Origin of the sequence: Chitinophaga sp. SYP-B3965 (assembly GCF_009647655.1) — a bacterium.
GTDB lineage: Bacteria > Bacteroidota > Bacteroidia > Chitinophagales > Chitinophagaceae > Chitinophaga.
The window spans coordinates 52,707-71,566 of sequence record NZ_WJFD01000006.1 but is presented as its reverse complement, the minus strand read 5'-3'; the positions used below and the strand labels follow the sequence as shown (position 1 = coordinate 71,566).

11 protein-coding genes are annotated in these 18,860 nt (G+C 44.1%); 8 read left to right on the top strand and 3 right to left on the bottom strand.

Annotated features, from left to right (window positions below; all coding sequences use genetic code 11):
* Window positions 1-145 precede the first annotated feature (145 nt).
* From GFS24_RS25105 to GFS24_RS25075, 7 genes are all read left to right on the top strand, one after another.
* The gene (locus GFS24_RS25105) at window positions 146-3,346 is read left to right on the top strand and encodes a TonB-dependent receptor (protein WP_153664505.1); all 3,201 of its coding nucleotides are present in this window, start codon (window positions 146-148) and stop codon (window positions 3,344-3,346) included.
* A gap of 22 nt (window positions 3,347-3,368) precedes the next feature.
* On the top strand, window positions 3,369-5,012 hold the full coding sequence (locus GFS24_RS25100; protein ID WP_153664503.1) for a RagB/SusD family nutrient uptake outer membrane protein: 1,644 nt from the start codon (window positions 3,369-3,371) through the stop codon (window positions 5,010-5,012).
* A 17-nt stretch (window positions 5,013-5,029) separates the two neighbouring features.
* Window positions 5,030-6,250 carry a glycan-binding surface protein gene (locus tag GFS24_RS25095; RefSeq protein WP_153664501.1) on the top strand — a complete coding sequence of 407 codons (1,221 nt, stop codon included), beginning with the start codon at window positions 5,030-5,032 and terminating at the stop codon, window positions 6,248-6,250.
* Window positions 6,250-7,980 (top strand): alpha-L-arabinofuranosidase, encoded by a 1,731-nt coding sequence (locus GFS24_RS25090; protein ID WP_153664499.1) that lies wholly within the window; start codon window positions 6,250-6,252, stop codon window positions 7,978-7,980. Before GFS24_RS25095 ends, GFS24_RS25090 begins: the two co-directional genes overlap by 1 nt.
* A 148-nt stretch (window positions 7,981-8,128) precedes the next feature.
* On the top strand, window positions 8,129-8,962 hold the full coding sequence (locus GFS24_RS25085) for a hypothetical protein (protein WP_153664497.1): 834 nt from the start codon (window positions 8,129-8,131) through the stop codon (window positions 8,960-8,962).
* A gap of 12 nt (window positions 8,963-8,974) precedes the next feature.
* Entirely contained in the window at window positions 8,975-9,532 is a 558-nt protein-coding gene (locus GFS24_RS25080) for a hypothetical protein (RefSeq protein WP_153664495.1), read from the top strand.
* A gap of 160 nt (window positions 9,533-9,692) precedes the next feature.
* Window positions 9,693-12,365: a glycoside hydrolase family 78 protein gene (locus tag GFS24_RS25075; protein ID WP_253906593.1), complete on the top strand. Its 2,673-nt coding sequence runs from the start codon at window positions 9,693-9,695 to the stop codon at window positions 12,363-12,365.
* 45 nt (window positions 12,366-12,410) lie between these two features.
* On the opposite strand, the gene GFS24_RS25070 is transcribed toward GFS24_RS25075, so the two are convergent.
* The 3 genes from GFS24_RS25070 to GFS24_RS25060 are packed head-to-tail and all read right to left on the bottom strand — an operon-like array spanning window position 12,411 to window position 17,219.
* Window positions 12,411-13,904 (bottom strand): hypothetical protein, encoded by a 1,494-nt coding sequence (locus tag GFS24_RS25070; protein ID WP_153664493.1) that lies wholly within the window; start codon window positions 13,902-13,904, stop codon window positions 12,411-12,413.
* Between the two features lie 8 nt (window positions 13,905-13,912).
* On the bottom strand, window positions 13,913-15,916 hold the full coding sequence (locus GFS24_RS25065) for a hypothetical protein (RefSeq protein ID WP_153664491.1): 2,004 nt from the start codon (window positions 15,914-15,916) through the stop codon (window positions 13,913-13,915).
* Window positions 15,917-15,920: 4 nt separating this feature from the next.
* Window positions 15,921-17,219 (bottom strand): patatin-like phospholipase family protein, encoded by a 1,299-nt coding sequence (locus GFS24_RS25060; RefSeq protein ID WP_153664489.1) that lies wholly within the window; start codon window positions 17,217-17,219, stop codon window positions 15,921-15,923.
* A 173-nt stretch (window positions 17,220-17,392) separates the two neighbouring features.
* Between GFS24_RS25060 and GFS24_RS25055 the strand changes: the two genes are divergently transcribed.
* Window positions 17,393-18,859 (top strand): hypothetical protein, encoded by a 1,467-nt coding sequence (locus GFS24_RS25055; RefSeq protein WP_153664487.1) that lies wholly within the window; start codon window positions 17,393-17,395, stop codon window positions 18,857-18,859.
* Window position 18,860: the final 1 nt, after the last annotated feature.

The following is an 18,860-nucleotide window of genomic DNA, read 5'->3' as shown; positions in this document are numbered from 1 at the left end:
CAAATATACATTTGATACATCCCGCACAACATTCCGTCCTGTATAATAAACATACCCCTACCGCTGTTCCGGTTCCCTGCCGGTATATTTGACCATTATATAATAACAACCAAAATCCACAACTCAATTCCACAAATTTCTACGTATGAAAAAAGAAAGTTTTCCAGGAAGGCTATGTCTTTTAATATGGGGCATAGTTTGCATCTGGCTGTTTGCCCTGCCGGTGCATGCACAAAATACTTCCCCTGCACCACGGAAGATCTCCGGTACTATTACAGACCAGGCCACTGGTCGGCCAGTTGGAGGAGCTACGGTAGCAGTAAAGGGAACCTCCAATGCAGTGATTTCAGACAACCAGGGGCAATTCAGCATTGCAGCTGAAACCGGGCAGGTGATCGGTATCTCGTTTATGGGATATGCCACCCGGGAATTAAAAGTAGGGAGTTCCAACACCCTGAACGTAAATCTTGAGATCGACCAGCGCCTCCTGAGTGATGTGGTGGTGGTAGGATACGGCAAGATGAAAAAAACAGACCAGAGTAGCGCGCAGGTTTCCATTTCTGCTGCAGACATCAACCGGACGGTGAACACCACCATCGATCAGGCCATCCAGGGCCGTGCGGCTGGTGTATATGTGACACAAAATACAGGTCAGCCCGGTGGCGGGATCTCTGTAGTGATCAGGGGGATTAATACCCTGAGCGGTACAAATGAGCCATTGTATGTAATAGACGGGGTACAAATGCAACCCGCTACTGTTGCTTATGGCGCTACCAGTTCTACTAATCCGCTGGCAGGGATCAATCCATCGGATATGGAGAGCATTGAAATACTGCAGGGGCCTTCTGCTACTGCCGTGTATGGTTCCCGTGCAACAAATGGTGTAATACTTATTACCACCAAACGGGGCAAAAGCGGACAGGTCAAAGTGAATTATAATTACCTGTATTCCAGTCAGGATAAACCAGACGATCTGCCTACCATGAATTTACAGCAGTTCGCCATCATGAGGAATGAAATAGATCGCATCCTGAACCGCACGCCCATTCCTGAGTTCCAAAACCCTTCCGTGCTGGGCGCAGGAACAAACTGGCAGAATGCCCTTTTCAAAGCAGCGCCATTACAAAAGCACCAGGTTACTATCAGTGGCGGTGCTACCAATACTACTTATTATATGTCCGGCGAATACTTTAAGCAGGAAGGCGTGGCAGTCGGTTCTCAATTCGACCGGTATTCTTTCCGCCTCAACCTTGACAACCAGGCTTTCAAATGGTTGAAACTAAGTACTTCCCTGAACTTTTACCAGACAAAAGAAAAACTTGCTTCCACCAGTGAAGACGTGATCCGCAACGCCATCAACCTGGCTCCCAATGTTGCTGTAAAAAATGCAGATGGCAGTTGGGGCGGCGCTACTGAAAACGAATATGGCAGCAATGCAAAATTTTCTCCGCTAAATCCTGTGGCCATCGCCAACCTGATCAGCAATAGCTTGAAAAGGACCGGTGGTTTAGGTGGCGCCACGGCAGAGATCGGCATCATTAAAGGCCTTGTTTTCCGCACCAGCTTTAACGGTAATTTTGAATATACAGACGGTGCAAAATTCACACCCACTTATCGTCTTGGATATAATTCAAATGAAAAGGCGAGCCTTAGTGTGAACACTAACAAGAACTTTTACTGGAACCTCAATGAGTTATTACAATACAATACCAATATAGGTAAACACAGCATCGGCGTAATGGCCAGCCACGAAGCACAGGCCTGGAATTATCAGAGTTTCAATGCCACACGTGTAGGTTTTGCCAGTAACGAGATCCCATCTCTTAACCTCGGTGACGCGTTGGGACAAACTACCGGTAGCGGCAAAGGATCCGGTGCGCTGGAATCCTGGCTTGGCCGTATCAATTATTCCTACAACAATAAATACATCCTGCAACTCGCGGGCCGGGCAGATGGATCATCCAACTTTGGTGTGGAAAACAAATGGGGGTATTTCCCTTCTATATCTGCCGCCTGGCGCGTAACGGAGGAGCCATTTATGCGGGGCATTTCCTTTATCAGCGATCTGAAGATCAGGGCTGAATATGGTACCACTGGTAATAATGGCGGCGGTGGCGCACAATATTCCGCGCTCAATTCAGTAACTACTCCATGGGGTGCAGGTTTTCGTACCGGCCAGTATGGAAATGCCAGTTTGAAATGGGAATCTACAGAAACAAAAAATATAGGTTTCAATCTCGGTCTTGCTAAAGGCAGGATACAACTGGAAGCGGATTTTTATATCCGTAAAACAGATAACCTGCTGATGCCAAATCCGCTGCCTGCCTATATGGGCACACAGAGTGAGGGGAATATCAATCCGCCCGTTGTAAATATCGGCGCCATGGAGAACAGGGGTTGGGGAATTACACTCAACACCGTGAACATCGACAATCAAAATGGATTTACATGGAGAAGTAATTTTAATATTTCTTCCTTTAAAACAAAGATCACCAAGTTCTATTCTGATGCAGCATTCCTTTCCCGCTCTGCCTGGTATATGAACAACTTTACATCCCGTTCCTCCATTGGCCAGGCGCCATGGATGTTTTATGGATATATAGCGGAAGGTATTTTTCAATCTGAAGAAGAGATCAACAAAAGTGCTATTCCTGCACAAGGAGACGGTACACGTTTGCCAGTATCGAGAGATGCGGGTGTATGGGTAGGTGATATCAAATATAAAGACCTGAACAATGATAACATCATCGATTCAAGAGATCAGACCTATATCGGTAATCCCTGGCCCAAACTCACCTTCGGCTTTACGAACACTTTTGCTTACAAAGGTTTTGACCTGAGTATCCTGGTAACGGGCGCACAGGGGAACGATATTTTTAATTATCTGCGTTACGACAATACCAATCCCAGCAACATCAATCTTGGCCGCAACCTGTTACGCGAAGCATTTGACTATGCCCGCATCACTACAGATGGCAGCGGCAAAGCTGTGTTGGAAAATCCCGGCACCACGGTGCCTCGTATAGTAGGTACTGACCTCAACGGTAATGGTAACCGCTTTACGAACCTCTTTGTGGAAGACGGTTCTTATATCCGTATTAAGAATGTACAGCTGGGATACAATATCCCCGGTGCTTTATTGCGGCAGCAGAATGTGCTGAAAGGCATCCGCCTTACTGTAGGTGTACAAAACCTTTTCACTTTTACCAAATACAAAGGGTTTGATCCCGAAGTGGGTGCATACCTGGGAAAAGAAGTGCAGCTGAACAGTCAGCTGATTGCGGTGGACGCAGGTCGTTATCCACTCACAAGACTTTATACAGCCAGCATTGGTGTGGATTTTTAATGCAGCTTAAAAAAATTACAACATGAAGAAGATCAATTATAAAAGATACCTGATTGCACTGGCTTGCTGCGGTATGCTAAACGGGTGCAGCAAGGATTTCCTCAACAGGCCGCCGGAAGATGCGATCGTAGATGTGAATTTTTACAAAACTACTGAACAGGTACTGGCCGGCACAGCGCCTTTATATAACGTGGTGTGGTTTGCCTATAATGATAAATCATCACACGGCATCGGAGATGCCAGGGGCGGCATTCTTATGTCTGGCTCCTATCAGGTGGCTAATATCCGGATGCAGACAACAGATGTTACGCCGGAGGTTTACAGCTCATGGACTTCGTTCTTTAATGTGGTGGCCCAGTCCAACATGGTGATCAATAACCTCACCAAATACACGGCATCATCCGTGCCTGAAAATGCTAAACAAGCTGGCATTGCAGAAGGCCGGTTTATGCGTGCGGTAGCTTATTCCTACCTCGTACAAAACTGGGGCCCGGTACCCGTGATCGTAGATAATAATGTATTGCTCACAGATACTACTATCACGCGTAATACCGTGGAAAGCATCTGGGAGTTTATTATCAGAGACCTGCGTTTTGCTTCGGAATATTTACCTGCATCACCTGCGCAAAAAGGACGTATCACTAAATGGAGTGCCAAAGGCATGCTGGCCAAAATGTTCCTCACCAGAGCAGGTATAAGCGGTAATCGTGTGCAAGCAGATCTGGATAGTGCTGCCAAATATGCTTTGGATGTGATCCAGAATAGTGGTGCTAAGCTGATGACGAATTATGAGGACCTCTTTCTCACGAAGAACAATAATAATACAGAGAGCCTCTTTGCCCTGCAATGGAAATATGATGGTGACTGGGGCACGCAGAATAGTGTACAGGCATTCCTTGCATTCGGTTCTGAGATCACTGGTTTTGGTGATGGATGGGGAGGAGACCTGGGTGCATCTTTAGATATGCTTAGATCATATTCTGTGTTGGATAAACGGCGCAAAGCCACTTTCATGTTCCCGGGAGATCACTATTCCTACATTCACCAGTCAGTAGATGATCCCAACAACCCTGGTAAAAAGATCATCCGGGAATTGCAGGTGCCCTGGAATTTCGTAGGTACGGAGCAGTACAATACCCGTGCATGGGTGAAAAAATATGTAGTGGGCCGGCCGGAAGATAACGATGGTAAAGTAACACAGCAACATACAGAGATCAACACTTATATGTTGCGATTGGCGGATGTTTACCTGGTATATGCAGAGGCTAAATTGGGAGCAGCGCCTTCCACAGTGGATCCGCTGGCATTACAGTACTTTAATGCGGTGCGTGCAAGAGCAGGCCTGGGAGCAAAAACACTTCTTACAGAAGATGACATTTTCAACGAACGCAGGCTGGAATTAGCTATGGAAGGACAGGTATGGTATGATGCTGTGCGCATGCATTATTATGCACCCGCAAAAGTGCTGACAATGCTTAGCACCCAGGACAGAGGCAGTTATCGTATTGTTCCCAATGCGGCCACCAATGCCACTTCCTGGACGATCACTTCAGATATACCGGCATCTTATCCTGTAACGGAAAGCAATTTCTATTTGCCTTATCCTGCAGTAGAGATGGCAGCAGCGCCGAATCTGCGTAAACCTCCGGTTCCCTATAAGTTTTAATGTTTAAAAAGAAAATTATGCGCAAACATACATATATCGCATTCCTGCTGTTATGCCTGCTCTGGGCTTGTACCAAGGACAATGAATTCAGTGGTCCGCCCGTAATCAAGGCAGTGAGCCTGCTGGATTCTGCAAGTGTTGACAGCACTTTTACGAGAGCATTGCCAGGTACCCTGGTACTCATTTCGGGTGAAAACCTGGGCGGTGCCACCAATATCTATTTTAACGGGCTGGCTGCTTATTTTAATCCCACTTATAATACCAATACACATGTGATCATCACCATTCCATCCAATGCACCTTCTGAAGCTACGGACCCGGATGTACCAAACCAGATCCGCATTGTAACAGGGCATGGTGAAACTACTTTTTCTTTTATAGTGGACATTCCGCCACCAACTATCGAAAGTATCTCCAATGAAAATGCATTCCCGGGTGATTCACTGATCATTTGGGGTTCCAGCCTCTGGCTGATAGAGAAGATCGTTTTCCCTGGTAACAGAGTAGTAACTGCCTTTAATGAAAGCAGCGATGGCTACAGGGTAGGACTCATTATGCCGGATCTCGGCGGCGATACAGGCCGTATTGTGGTACATGCCAAATATGGTGTTACAGCTTTCAATGCTCCCCTGAACGATCATGAAAGCGGGAACCTGCTCAGCAATCTCACCAATGATGGCGAAACAGGCGAAAAACCTGTATTCAACTGGGCCTGGTGGGGTGCCAACAGAACAGGCGATCCCGCATTATTCCCCGGCACAAGAGGTAATTACCTGCAGAACATTTTTGGTGGTGTAGGTGCGAACGACGGCGGATGGTGGAACGGCAACCGCTCAGGTAATTTTAATGAAGTACCGCTGTTCACAGCGGCTGTTATAACACAACAGACAGCTAATTATGTACTGAAATTTGAAGTGAACACAAAAGAACCATGGACAGCTGCCATCTGTGTATTACGCTTCGGTGAAACATATGCTTATCGTTATATACCTTTTACTAACGCGGAGAATAAATCCTTTCATACAGATAATAAATGGATGACTGTTACCATTCCCTTATCTGATTTTAAAAAGGCTGTGGACGGTGTGGAAGGCACAGGCGCCAATGCAGCAGTAATGGGAGACCTGGTAAAACCAGACGGTAAAGTACCTTTCGGTTATCGTTTTATTACTGAAGCTGCACCGGTAGAAGTATTCAATGCTGCGTTCGATAATTTCAGAATTATAAAGATCAGGTAATGATAAAAAAAGCAAGTGGTGTTTTGTTATGCACGGTGTTGATAACGATGATAGCATGCAACAAAAGAACGGCAGAAAAGTATAATGGGAATAGTGATACTTCCGGCACGGTAATTACCGTGCCGGACCCGGCTCTGGCTACAACAATTGGTTTTTTTATGGAAGGATGGGCGCAAAAGGAATTCACCGCGCCCTCCTACATAGAAAAAGAACAACCTGCTGAAGCCGCCTACACTGTAACCCTGGATGCTTCCACGGTAGCTACTAAAATATCACCGGCGTTGTTTGGGAATAACAGCAATGTTTATATGACCCAGATGATAACAGAAACAAAACTGATCAATCATATCAGGAATCTGCATCCCGGCATCATCCGTTTCCCCGGAGGTAACCTCAGCAGTATTTATTTCTGGAATGCTATGCCTGGTAATCCTCCGGCAGATGCACCACTAAAAATAAGCGATGCAGATGGGAAGGCCATTGATGCAGGATACTGGTATGGCGGCAATACAGACGGCTGGACGATCTCCGTGGAGAACTATTATAAAATGCTGCAGCAAACAGGCAACGAAGGCATCATCACTATTAACTATGCATATGCACGTTATAGTACTGCTACTGATCCTGTTGCTGCTGCTGCTCACCTCGCTGCAGATTGGGTGCGATATGATAAAGGACGTACCCGCTATTGGGAGATCGGCAACGAAAGCAATGGCGTTTGGCAAGCCGGTTACCGGATAGATGTAACGCAAAATAAAGACGGTCAGCCGGAGTTCATCACCGGCGATCTGTATGGCCGTCATTTTAAAGTGTTCGCGGATTCCATGCGCAAAGCCGCTTCGGAGTCAGGTAAAACTATTTACATCGGTGCCCAGTTATTAGAACATGAGCCAGCCACATGGGCTACGCCTACAGATAAACTATGGAATGCAGGTGTATTGCAACAGGCTGCTACCAGCGATTTTTTCATTGTACACAGTTATTTTACACCATTCAATACCAATTCCAATCCTCCGGAAGTATTGGCATCTGCGGAAGCGGTGACGAAGGCAATATCAGATCATCTCAACCTCGCTGTCACGAATGCCCACGTAAATATGAAGCCTGTGGCGCTTACGGAATGGAATATTTTTGCCACGGGTTCTCAGCAGATGGTATCGCAGGTAGCCGGCATGCATGCTGTGCTGGTGATGGGGGAAATGATGAAATACCGGTTCGGTATGGCCAGTCGCTGGGATCTTGCTAATGCATGGGAGAACGGTAACGACCATGGTTTATTCAGCCAGGGAGAAGCGGCTTCCGGTGAAGAAAAATGGGCGCCCCGACCGGCCTTTTACTACCTGTACTTTTTTCAGAAGCTGCTGGGCGACCGGTTTATTAATACGGAAGTGTCTGGCACCAACGGTAATATTAATGCGTATGCTTCTACTTACAGTTCCGGTGAGGTGACTGTTGCACTCGTGAATAGATCCACTGTGGCCCGGAACGTACAACTGGCATTCCGGAATTTTAAACTTGGTAAAAGGTATTACTGGTATGTGTTAACAGGAGGGGAAGGAGTGAGCAGTTTTTCAAGGAAAGTATTTGTGAATGGACAAGGGCCGGCAGGCATTGCAGGCGGGCCGGATAATTATACAAGTTTGAAAGCTTTTTCTGCCAGCGCGCAGGCTGGTGTCAAAATAAATTTACCGCCTATGTCTGTGGTGTTTGCGGTGGTGGAGAAACCGTAATGCATCCGGATGTTAAATGTTAACTTATTGTTTACAGGCTGAATAAATTTAGGCCGATGATATATTTTATTATCTTTGTTAGGTAAACCCATTAGAGTACAACGTTTAATAACCTATTAATTTCTTAACCCGGTAACCTACTAAGCAAATGAAAAAGTTTCCCCTTCACCTCATGGTGTGTATCCTTATTTTTACTGCCTGTAAAAAAGAATCCGTCAATAATGATCCGGCTATTGATAATAAGGAGAATAAGTCTGCTACCACTATTTCTTTTGACAAAGACGCCATGGCGTTTTTAGAAGAGAACTATGATAATATTGCGATACGTGACAGTGTCAGCAAAGTTATTATGAATTCCTTAACCGTAAATGGGGAAAAACCTGCTGACAGAAAGATGACCAACGCGCGATCTTTTAGTATTAATTCTGTAGATGATAACGGTATCTACGGCAATGCTAATGATGATGGAATGAATACCAGCTCATTTGACCAGGGAACCTTTTTAGGAGGAGATGCCATCAATGGTTTTAGCCATAATATGAGATTTTCCTGGTTTTTAACAAAGCGGCAAAATCTACTGGTAGTTACCACTCATATAGAATTCAGCCCCATCTCTGTAGTAATAGGTACACCAGCTGCCTTTGTTATAGGGCCTGCTGTTGGCTCCTTTGAAACTCCCGCCCCTCCTTATGCGAATGCGGCTATTAGTGGAAATGATGTTCAGGGAAATGGCGGAGGTGACCTGATTGAAAAAAGAACGGTTATTGTTGCAAGTAATGGAAACGTAATAATAACCGGGGGCCTGAATGCCGGGCTTTACCAGGTAGGCGCTGAGATCTCCAGCGGGGTAACAGTTACTGAATCCAGTAACCGTCAATCCAATTTTAACTACGACTTTACATTTACATTGATCCCCGGGATCATTTATAATAGTGCTCCTGTTATTACCTGGCAGGGGACAGGAAGATGTTATGGATCGTAATACTATTTATGTATGCAAGCTTTAATGAAACAGGTTTATATTTTTACATTACTATTGTTATATGTTCAGCAGGCATTTTCTCAACAACCTGCTATAGATGCATCCTATCTTGCTATCAACCTGCATGCAGACAAAACACACAAGAAGCAATACTGGCAACCGATACATAAAATGCCGGCAGGTAACTTCAAGTGTAGATCTGTGAAGAACGGAGGGGTGGAAGTTTCATATGACGCAAAATCAAAGCCAGTTTTATATGAAAAGCTGGATCTGTCAAAGGAGCATGACCTGGCTGAAATACCTGTAGTAATTAATGGATTTAAGCTGCAAGGTGTATATTCGGACCCTAATTTGCCATTTGACATGGCGAGAGTATTTTACATGCATCCCCAAAAGAAAAATAGCGTGTTGATACTTGTACGTTCGTTGCTTAGTGAAGAGATATTTTCAGTTACTTACTTCTCCGATGTACCAGTGAATCCTTTTGAAAAGACAGGGTTACTTCATGGGCCGGGAAAGAAGAAGACCATTCACCTGAAGCAGGGTGCTCCTGTAAAAGCAACGCATTAAATAGAAGTGACCAGGATAATAGGGCTGACCTAAAAGAGATTCTTCTTTTGGGTCAGCCCTGTTTTGCTTAAAAATGTATTTATTCCACAATTTTCCTCTGGCAGGACAGTTCATGACGCTTATCTGAAAATTACTGTAGATATTAGTATATTATACTAATATGATGCATATGAATAGCCTTTCCACGAAAATTCTACTTTTAGCACTTTTCCTCATCCCGGCACTTTCTGGCGTAGCCCAGAAGATCACTGTAAGCGATCTTACCGTCGAACATCTTGAAAACCCTTTGTCCATAGACGCATCTGCCCCACGATTGAGCTGGAAGTTAAGATCCCCGCTTAAGAACATCCTGCAAACGGCCTATGAGATCAGGGTGGGCACAGATAAAAATGGCCTGACTGCAGGAAAAGGGATTGTGTGGAAAGGCACGGGCAAAACAAGCCAGTCGATACTGATCCCTTATGAAGGCCCTGCATTACAATCTAAAACACGCTACTTCTGGCAGGTAAGGGTCACCGATAACCAGGGAAATACTTCTGCCTGGAGTGATGTACAGTTCTGGCAAACCGGCCTGCAACCTGCAGACTGGACGGCTAAATGGATTGCTGTAAGTGAAAAGGATACCTTAGCAAGAAGCCCTTTATTCAGAAAAGAATTTTCCGTCACAAAGAAAATAAGATCTGCTATCGCGTATATCACCGCCAAAGGTTTGTACGAAGCCAACATCAATGGTCAGCGTGTAAGTGACAGCTACTTTGCACCGGGCTGGACCAGCTATCGAAAACATCTTCAATACCAGGTATATGATGTAACGGCATCTTTAAAGAATGGGGCGAACGCTATAGGTGTAACGCTTGGAGACGGATGGTACAAAGGCCGGATCGGTTTTGGCAGCCAGCGCAGGTTCTATGGTGATACCCGGGCTTTGCTGATGCAGCTGGAAATAGTATATACAGACGGAACAAAGGAATCCATCAATACAGACGAAAGCTGGAAAACAGCTTACGGGCCTATCATGGCAGCAGATATTTATGATGGTGAAACTTATGACGCCAGAGAAGAGAAAACAGGTTGGGCCACAGCAGGATATGCGGGAGGCAGTTCATGGGCCAATGTGCGTTTGCTGGAAAAAGGAACGGAGCAACTGGTAGGAATGAGTGGCCCTATGGTCAAAAAGCATGAGGAATTCAAAGCTTTAAAAGTATTTAAAACGCCCAAAGGAGAAACCGTAGTGGACTTTGGTCAAAACCTCGTAGGATGGGTGGTCCTTAAAGCAAAAGGTACCGCTGGTACTAAGATCACGCTGAGCCATGCAGAAGTGCTGGATAAGGAAGGTAATTTTTATACAGTAAACCTCAGATCAGCAAAGGCACAGGCGCACTACATCCTTAAAGGAAATGAGGAGCAGTCATTTGAACCACATTTTACATTTATGGGTTTCAGGTATGTGAAGGTAGATGGTTATCCCGGTGAATTACAAGCAGGAGACCTCACGGCAGTAGCCCTTTATTCAGATATGGCTACTACCGGAAAGTTCACCACATCAAATACTTTGCTCAATCAGTTACAACATAATATACAATGGGGGCAAAAAGGAAACTTTGTAGATGTGCCCACAGACTGTCCGCAACGTGATGAACGCCTGGGCTGGACCGGCGATGCGCAAGCTTTTGCAAACACCGCTGCATACAATATGGATGTGGCCGGCTTCTTTACCAAATGGTTGAAAGATGTGAAGGCTGATCAGCAGCCCAGTGGTCTGATCCCACATGTGATCCCCAATGTACTGGGTGCAAATGATGGTGCTTCTGCCGGATGGGCGGATGTATCTACCATCATTCCATGGGATATGTATGTGGCGTATGGCGATAAACGTCTCCTGGAAGTGCAGTATGAAAGCATGAAGAATTGGGTAGGATTCATCAGTGCAAAAGCGAAAAATAACCTGTGGAATACCGGTTTTCATTTTGGCGACTGGTTGTTCTATCGCCCTGATGACGATAACGATGGCAGAGCTGCGGTAACAGACAAGTACCTGATCGCACAGGCATTTTATGCGCATTCTACTCAATTAGTGATCAATGCCGCAAGAGCATTAGGAAAGCAGGATGATGTTGACAAATACACCACATTGCTCAGTGAAATTAAAAAAGCCTTTATAAAAGAATACATGACCGGAAACGGCCGGTTGGTGTCCAGCACACAGACAGCTTATGTACTGGCTCTTCAATTTGACATGCTGCCAGAGGAGTTAAGAGCATCCTCCGCAGAACGGCTGGTAGAAAATATCAGAAGTTATGGTAACCACCTCACAACAGGTTTTTTAGGAACTCCTTATTTATGTCATGTACTTACACGTTTCGGACATATCAACGTGGCCTATGATCTGCTGATGCAGCAAAGCTATCCATCCTGGTTATACCCTGTAAAGATGGGTGCCACCACTATTTGGGAACGCTGGGATGGTATCAAACCGAACGGGAACTTCCAAACGCCTGATATGAATTCGTATAACCACTATGCTTATGGTGCTATCGGCGACTGGATGTACCGGAATATGGCAGGTATCAATTCAGATCCCGCCGCCCCAGGGTATAAAAAGATCCATATCAGCCCTAAACCCGGTGGTGGTATTACCAGTGTTTCCGGAGAGCTGAATACACCTTATGGACTGGTGGTTTCATCATGGAAGATAGAAAATAACGTGTTTAAGCTGGATGTGCAGATCCCTGCTAATACCAGTGCCACTGTGGTATTGCCTTGCTCAGGGGATAAAGCGGAAATAGGCTCTGGTAGTCATCATTTTGAGTGTCCAATGAAATCATTGAACTGATACTAGGGCTGGCAAAGGTTCCGTAAGGTCAAAAGAAGGAAAGGATCAGGCTTTCACTGTATATTCTACATACAGATTGCCCGGTGCTCTGTTATATGCTTTGTTAAAGGCAGCCATCTCTTTGGTGCTCATTTTCTTCCTGGCTTCTTCGATCTTTGCCGGCAATGGTTCCTGCCCGTGAAAATCAAAAAAGAGATCGTTGTCATTCATGATCATGACCTTCCCTTTTGTTTTTCGTAATAGTTCCGACAGCATTTCCCTGTTGGGCATTGTACTATCCCAGCCGGGAGCAATCACACCATAATCGAGTGTTGCCATCGCTGCAAGGTCCTTGTTTTCCATCATATTCAATCCCAGCCTTTTCGCCGTGCCATTATGGCTCATGTGGTGGGCAACTTTGTAGAATACAGTGCGCCTTAACAGATCTTGTGTGAAATGTTTGCCGTCTTCTACCGTTGCGGTGCCTTCCCAGTTTATTTTGTGCCAGCTGCACCAACTGCCATATTCAGCATCACCTGGGAATAACATCACACGCTTGCTGTCTTCAAATTCAATAGCAAGTGCGAGGCTCAGGTTATTGGTGAGACTGTTGATACGCAGCGCAAGGCTCCCTGCACTAAAAAGCCACTCATTATCAATATTACGCCAGGCATTTTCCTCTTCCTTATAAAGATCTATGGCAGAAGATATCTTTGTTTCGTAGAACTCTTCAAACGGAAGAATGCTCTCCGTATCTGTCCCAGCGCTATCACTAAGGATTGCAGCCGCAAAAGCATCTCCTCCCTTTAATTCTTTGTTGTGGGTGTAACTTTCTCCTTCTCCACCGCCTTCTTCTTCCACTTCCCCCCATTTTTCCGGAGGCCCTAATACATAAAACTTCACACCTTCCAGGCCAGGGAGATCTTCAATAATGTTTCCCGGATACAAATATTCAATTTTGTCTTTGGCAATTTCTTTCTTTACGATCCGCATGCCTTCCAATGCCCCTTTATAATTACCAGCCACACCTTGTACATGAAGGTCTGAGAAGCTCTTGAGAGACAGGGAGAAATGCTTTCTGGCGCCCATGATCTGTTTATTATTCAATCCCGGTTTAGTAACACCTTTTTCTTCTTCTTCATTCACAGTCTTCTCTAATCTTTCCGCGGCCATTGCCAGGGCCTTTTTCTTTTCACCATGTTCAGTTTTCCATTTTTTTATTTTGGAAAGGCGGTCATCTTCTGACCAGCCCATCCAGGTCTGTTTTACTTTAAAATTTTTTGTGAAAAGTTCCTGGCAAGTTTCAAATACAGATACATGATCTGCATGTTCATGCGTTACCACGAGCAGGTCAATGCTATTATCTACGTAGGATTTCAGGTCCTCTATATAAGTAGTTAAGTGTTCCTTTTTGCCAGACCACACACCACAATCGATCATCATCTTGAAACACTCTTTTTTACCTGCGAAGAATTTGATAATAAAACAATCGCCGGTACCCATGCAATACATACGTACAACTGCGTGGGTGATCTTTTTTGTATTAACAGCTTTTGCCATGAAATAAGCTAATGATGTAAGAAAGAAAAAGGTTCATTCATTTTATTCTGTAGTCCACTACCAAAATATAGGCTGTGCTCACTTAGGTGCATCACGCCTTCCTCTTGTTGATAGCGATACTGCCGTTCTATCCTGTCTTTATCTATTTCCGGTGGCATGCCTTTTTTTAGTTTGGCTGTATCCAGTAATGGTTTGGATACTATATGTTTCAATGCCATCGTATCCAGATCAAAAACCATGGTACAACCCCCAAACAGGAAGAATTGGCTGCTTTTTAATTCTTCTGTTCCTGCAGGATCGAAATGCCGCTTAAAAGCGCCATTTTCCATTTCAACCGCACTCCGTTGTACAAGAGAGAACACGATCTGATTTACCAGATTGCCATCTGGCCCTACCCGGGAAACTACGCGCAGATTCTGTATTTGAAAGGATGGCCCTATTGCTCCATCTTTATATGTTTTCGCTGAAGTGCGTATGCCTAATTCTTCCCAATTACTATTGAATACAAGGCCGGTCAGCTGCTGAAACTCTTTGTTATCTTCAAACTTAATGTTGATGCGCTCATGCAGGCCCTGGATATTTTCATCTTTTCTTCCTGTGATATACTTCTTTGATTCCTCATATATTTTTTGTCTGTCAGATTCATACATGATATTGTTGCGGTATTCTTTCAGAAAATCAGCGAGGATTTCCATCAGTTTGCTTGTGTCCGGAGACAGGGGTGTGTGATGATTTAATGCCAGGCTTTCCACACTGAAGGTTTTCAATCCCTGTGGATAGATGCCCCGCCTTCTGAATGCATCAATGAATGCCAGCCGGTAATCACGAACATCGTTTTTCATAAGGGCTGAATCAGCTGTGATAATAGCCCGGAGATAATCTCCAAAAGTGATATCTACGGGCGGACAGTAATCCAATGCCCTGATACACATATTCAGTACATGTTTAGCAGCTTTGGCAGCCTCTGTAGATAAACGGTTCACCAGGTCCGGGTGCAATTCTCCCTGAGGTAATACACCTGTTCCTCCGGTAGCCATGCGGAGAAGGTCTTTGATGCGGTTTTTATAAATGGTGATAAAGGCTTCAAATACAGCGGATACCAGGATGCTTCCTCTTTGATGCGGTTCCATGATATTGCCGTATTCTTCCCCGGAGGGCTCAGTGGCCTTCCATTGTTTTGTTACAGGATCTATCTTGCCAATGGCATCCCTTAATGATCCATAGCCGCCTATAGCACTTCCAAATTCCTGTGCCAGTTCTCCCAACAAATTTTGTGCGCCCAGATCGCCTCTTGTTTTTGCTATCTGGTGTTTCAATACCTCTGGAAAGGTAAAATGCTGAAACAAAGCCACGATATCCGCAAATGCTTCGTGGAAAGCCAGTACATCAGCATTTGATGCTTCAGAATAGGAAGGATGCAGACCATCTAATATGGCATGCGTTACCTCATGTGCAATAATATCATGACTTAAACAGGTGAATACAAAGGAATTTGGCATGTGTAAGGTGCTATTGGCCGGCCTGGCCTCAAAGTAACCAAACAAAAGCCCTTTTTTTTGCGGACTATAATAAGCATTGGCTTCACGTAATGCATGAGGATAAATGCGTAGCCGGGGAACATAATCTGCATACTTACCCCGATCTTCCAGCCGTCGGGGAGCCCATAATACCTTTCTCCCCAATGCCGTTTCAAAATTACTGATAGTGGTCATTACCACTGCATAGGTCATTTGCTGATGAAACTGCGGATTGGATTCAGAAGGTTCCAGTCCATCCTGTGCCAGCAGGTTCACATCATTCAGGTTTAACGGTACATAATGCCTGCCAGTAGTGGGATCAAAATCAATGATCTCTACATATTCACCAATGGGTCCGGGTTTCAGATTGCTTTCCCATGGTACATTGTATACAATGTTATTAATAAAAGCGGTATCGCCCCGTAATGACAGGGAGGGGTCAAAAGCGTAACCCCGAAGCCTTCTGAAGGGAGGGATTTTGTTTGGGATGCTCATATAGTTATATTAAATCGGGACAGTATAATCTTACCTGTAGTTCTGTGAGGTTTTCCGCATGCCTGATCAGAAAGTTGATCCGATCTTCGGAAAGGCCACGGAGATTCGTGCCTGTTTTGCTGGCAATCTTTAATTGATCTTCATTAAGCCCTCTTTTAATGATCTCTTCATATTTCACGCTTTGTATCAGGTGCGCAGTGATCTTTTCCTGATGTAGCCTTGGATCTTTCAGCCATTCTGCATCAAATCCATGTTTGCTGATTACTTCATCCGGCACCAATCTATCTGTCATATTTTTAACAAATCCTGAGAGGCAGTATTGCAGTTTCCAGTCCAGTGAGAAATAGGCAATTGGGCTGCCTTTTACATTTTTATAAACATGCTGCGTCATCTGCGCAGTTTTGATCCTGTACATAAAAAGATTAACGGAACGCAACAGCAGGGCTAATGTATTAGGGTATCGCTTATCCGCTATAAAACCGCCACCTGCATCAGAAGTAATGATCACACGACATAAATAACTGCTTTTTTCCTGTGTGATCTTTTGGATGCCCTGATTATCGTAAACACCTCCATCTACTAAGACCGGACGGATGCGTTTGAAATCATTCTCCTCATCAAAAAAGTCACCTGCAATCATAACAGGAGAAAAAATAAAGGGAACGCAGGAGGATGCCATTACGGCCCGGGCAATAGGGAATTTTTCGGGTTTGAAAACGATCGGTGGGCTATAATTGTAGGCATAAGTGGAGTCAGACATTTTTAATCTGGAAAAAGAAAAAGGGCGGCCGGTATGTAGGTTTGAAGAGCCTATAACTAATAGAGGGCGTTCATTTAATTCATGCAAAGTTTTTCCCTTGTAAAAGAATTTATTATATGTTCGTTCTATCACCTTACTAACATTGAATATCTTAAATTGGTATTTCAAAAGCAGGAAGATCAGTAAAGCAAATACCAGGTAAGACAATTGGGACCAACTTGTGAAAGTTAGCCAGATGGCCAGTGTTAAAAGGCTCAGTATGAGTAAGAACGTACGGATAAAGATCCATGAAAATATGATTGCTTTGATAACACTTTTCTCCTTCAGCGCTGTTTTCATTTCCTCGTGAAAGCGTTTATAATCTCCTTTATGCAGACACCAGGCAGCTCCGGTAATGGATCCACCGGAAATGGTAGAAAGTACGTCTACTTTGGAAAGAATACCTAATTCTTCCAGTTTATTTAAAGTGCCGAGATGGAAAGCAGCTGCGCGATATCCACCGCCAGACAGGGAAAGGCCTAATTCATTGGGGAACTCAGGCATAGGGAACAAGTATTTTAGGGTGCTTAAGGGAAGTTAAGGAAATATTCTCTATTCTGCAAATGAGAAAAGAAGCTAAATACACGATGGGTTGTAAATATGATATTATTTATATAGCTTTAATTTACTCCAGTTAACCAGGCCTATACTTATTCTTCATCCCCAAACAAGGTTATATGTATAAAGTTAATCTTAATCAGGAATTTTATCTCCATCCCGTTGGACAAGGTTTATTCTATAGTGGAAATGTTGATATAGAACCAATTTCTTATCAGAAATTCTTCTTCGTTTTTGATTGTGGAAGTCTCAATAAAGCGAATATAAAGGAGGAGATCGAACAATACAAGAGAGTTAATTTTCCTGATGGAGGCACAATTGATCTGTTGATCATATCACATTTTGATGCAGATCATGTTAATCACCTGTCTGTTCTTTTAGAGGGAATGAAGGTGAAGAAAATAGTAGCTCCTTTTATAAATTTCGAAGAACGGTTATTCCTGGTATTGAGATTGATTGGGCAAAAGCAGATAAACACAAATAACGCGGATGATCTAACCGTTATAGATAACATTATAGACCCGGTGGGCAATCTTGGGGAATACCTGGATGATGGTGGTGAGTTCATACTGATCAATAGTGATCCGGAGAACCCGCCTTTCCCTCCGCCTAGCAATACTGATAATAATCCGGATAGATTAAGAAATGAAGGTGATGGGATCAACTTTGGATTTGAGCGAGGTACGGCGCTTATGACCCAAGAGAGGTTGACAGAACTAAAAACCAAGCCAGGGATGCATCCAAAGGAAGTGAAAGATTCACAGAAAGGCCTGGTTTCAGTTAGAGATGTTGCCGTGATGGAATTTTTATTTTACAGGAAGGATATTGGAAAGGATAACGCAGCATTTTTCAAGAAAGTGTATGAATTATTAATTAAGAAATATGCACTCGAATTCAAAGACCCCGCTTCCCCTGGTATGGATGAATTGGTGAAAGTAATAAAGAGTATGGCGTCTGCGACGATCGTAAAAGAATTATTTAAGGATGCATTGAAAGAGGTGAAGGGAATATCTATAGCTGCAGGTGAATTGATGAATATGAATACAACCGCTCTTTCATTGATGCACTATAATCTTTATGAGAACTTTCGTATGCTTACCGGCAACGGGGAGTGTACTGATAGACGTTTTTATGCGTTGGAAGTAAAAAAAATGGATGGCACACTATCGACACAAGTATTTACTAAATTATTAGAGGTCTACTATTACAGATATGATAGGTATTTAGAGCAGCGAATCATTCCAAATACATTATTTACCTCAGATTCGTTCCTTTTAGCAGCAGCAGATGTTAACGCTTTTTATGAAAAATATAAACATTACTGGGATGCATTCTGGTTGTTTCAGATCCCACATCATGGATCCAATCATAATTCGAACTTACATCTCCTGACAAGACTCCATTTTTACACTCGCTCTTTTATCAATTATGGTGTAAACAAAAGCTGGGGTGGAAAATGGCGTCATCCCTCGCCTCCGTTGATAGCTGACTTAACAGCGGCAGGCCTTTCTGCTGGTTTAATGCCTGTCAATGAATATAATGGCTACAAATTTGCTTATGCTGAAAGGTGGGACAGGATTCCCTGAC

Coding starts and splice junctions, on each gene's coding strand:
- GFS24_RS25105 (WP_153664505.1), top strand. CDS start 146: ATGAAAAAAGAAAGTTTTCCAGGAAGGCTATGTCTTTTAATATGGGGC.
- GFS24_RS25100 (WP_153664503.1), top strand. CDS start 3,369: ATGAAGAAGATCAATTATAAAAGATACCTGATTGCACTGGCTTGCTGC.
- GFS24_RS25095 (WP_153664501.1), top strand. CDS start 5,030: ATGCGCAAACATACATATATCGCATTCCTGCTGTTATGCCTGCTCTGG.
- GFS24_RS25090 (WP_153664499.1), top strand. CDS start 6,250: ATGATAAAAAAAGCAAGTGGTGTTTTGTTATGCACGGTGTTGATAACG.
- GFS24_RS25085 (WP_153664497.1), top strand. CDS start 8,129: ATGAAAAAGTTTCCCCTTCACCTCATGGTGTGTATCCTTATTTTTACT.
- GFS24_RS25080 (WP_153664495.1), top strand. CDS start 8,975: ATGCAAGCTTTAATGAAACAGGTTTATATTTTTACATTACTATTGTTA.
- GFS24_RS25075 (WP_253906593.1), top strand. CDS start 9,693: ATGATGCATATGAATAGCCTTTCCACGAAAATTCTACTTTTAGCACTT.
- GFS24_RS25070 (WP_153664493.1), bottom strand. CDS start 13,904: ATGGCAAAAGCTGTTAATACAAAAAAGATCACCCACGCAGTTGTACGT.
- GFS24_RS25065 (WP_153664491.1), bottom strand. CDS start 15,916: ATGAGCATCCCAAACAAAATCCCTCCCTTCAGAAGGCTTCGGGGTTAC.
- GFS24_RS25060 (WP_153664489.1), bottom strand. CDS start 17,219: ATGCCTGAGTTCCCCAATGAATTAGGCCTTTCCCTGTCTGGCGGTGGA.
- GFS24_RS25055 (WP_153664487.1), top strand. CDS start 17,393: ATGTATAAAGTTAATCTTAATCAGGAATTTTATCTCCATCCCGTTGGA.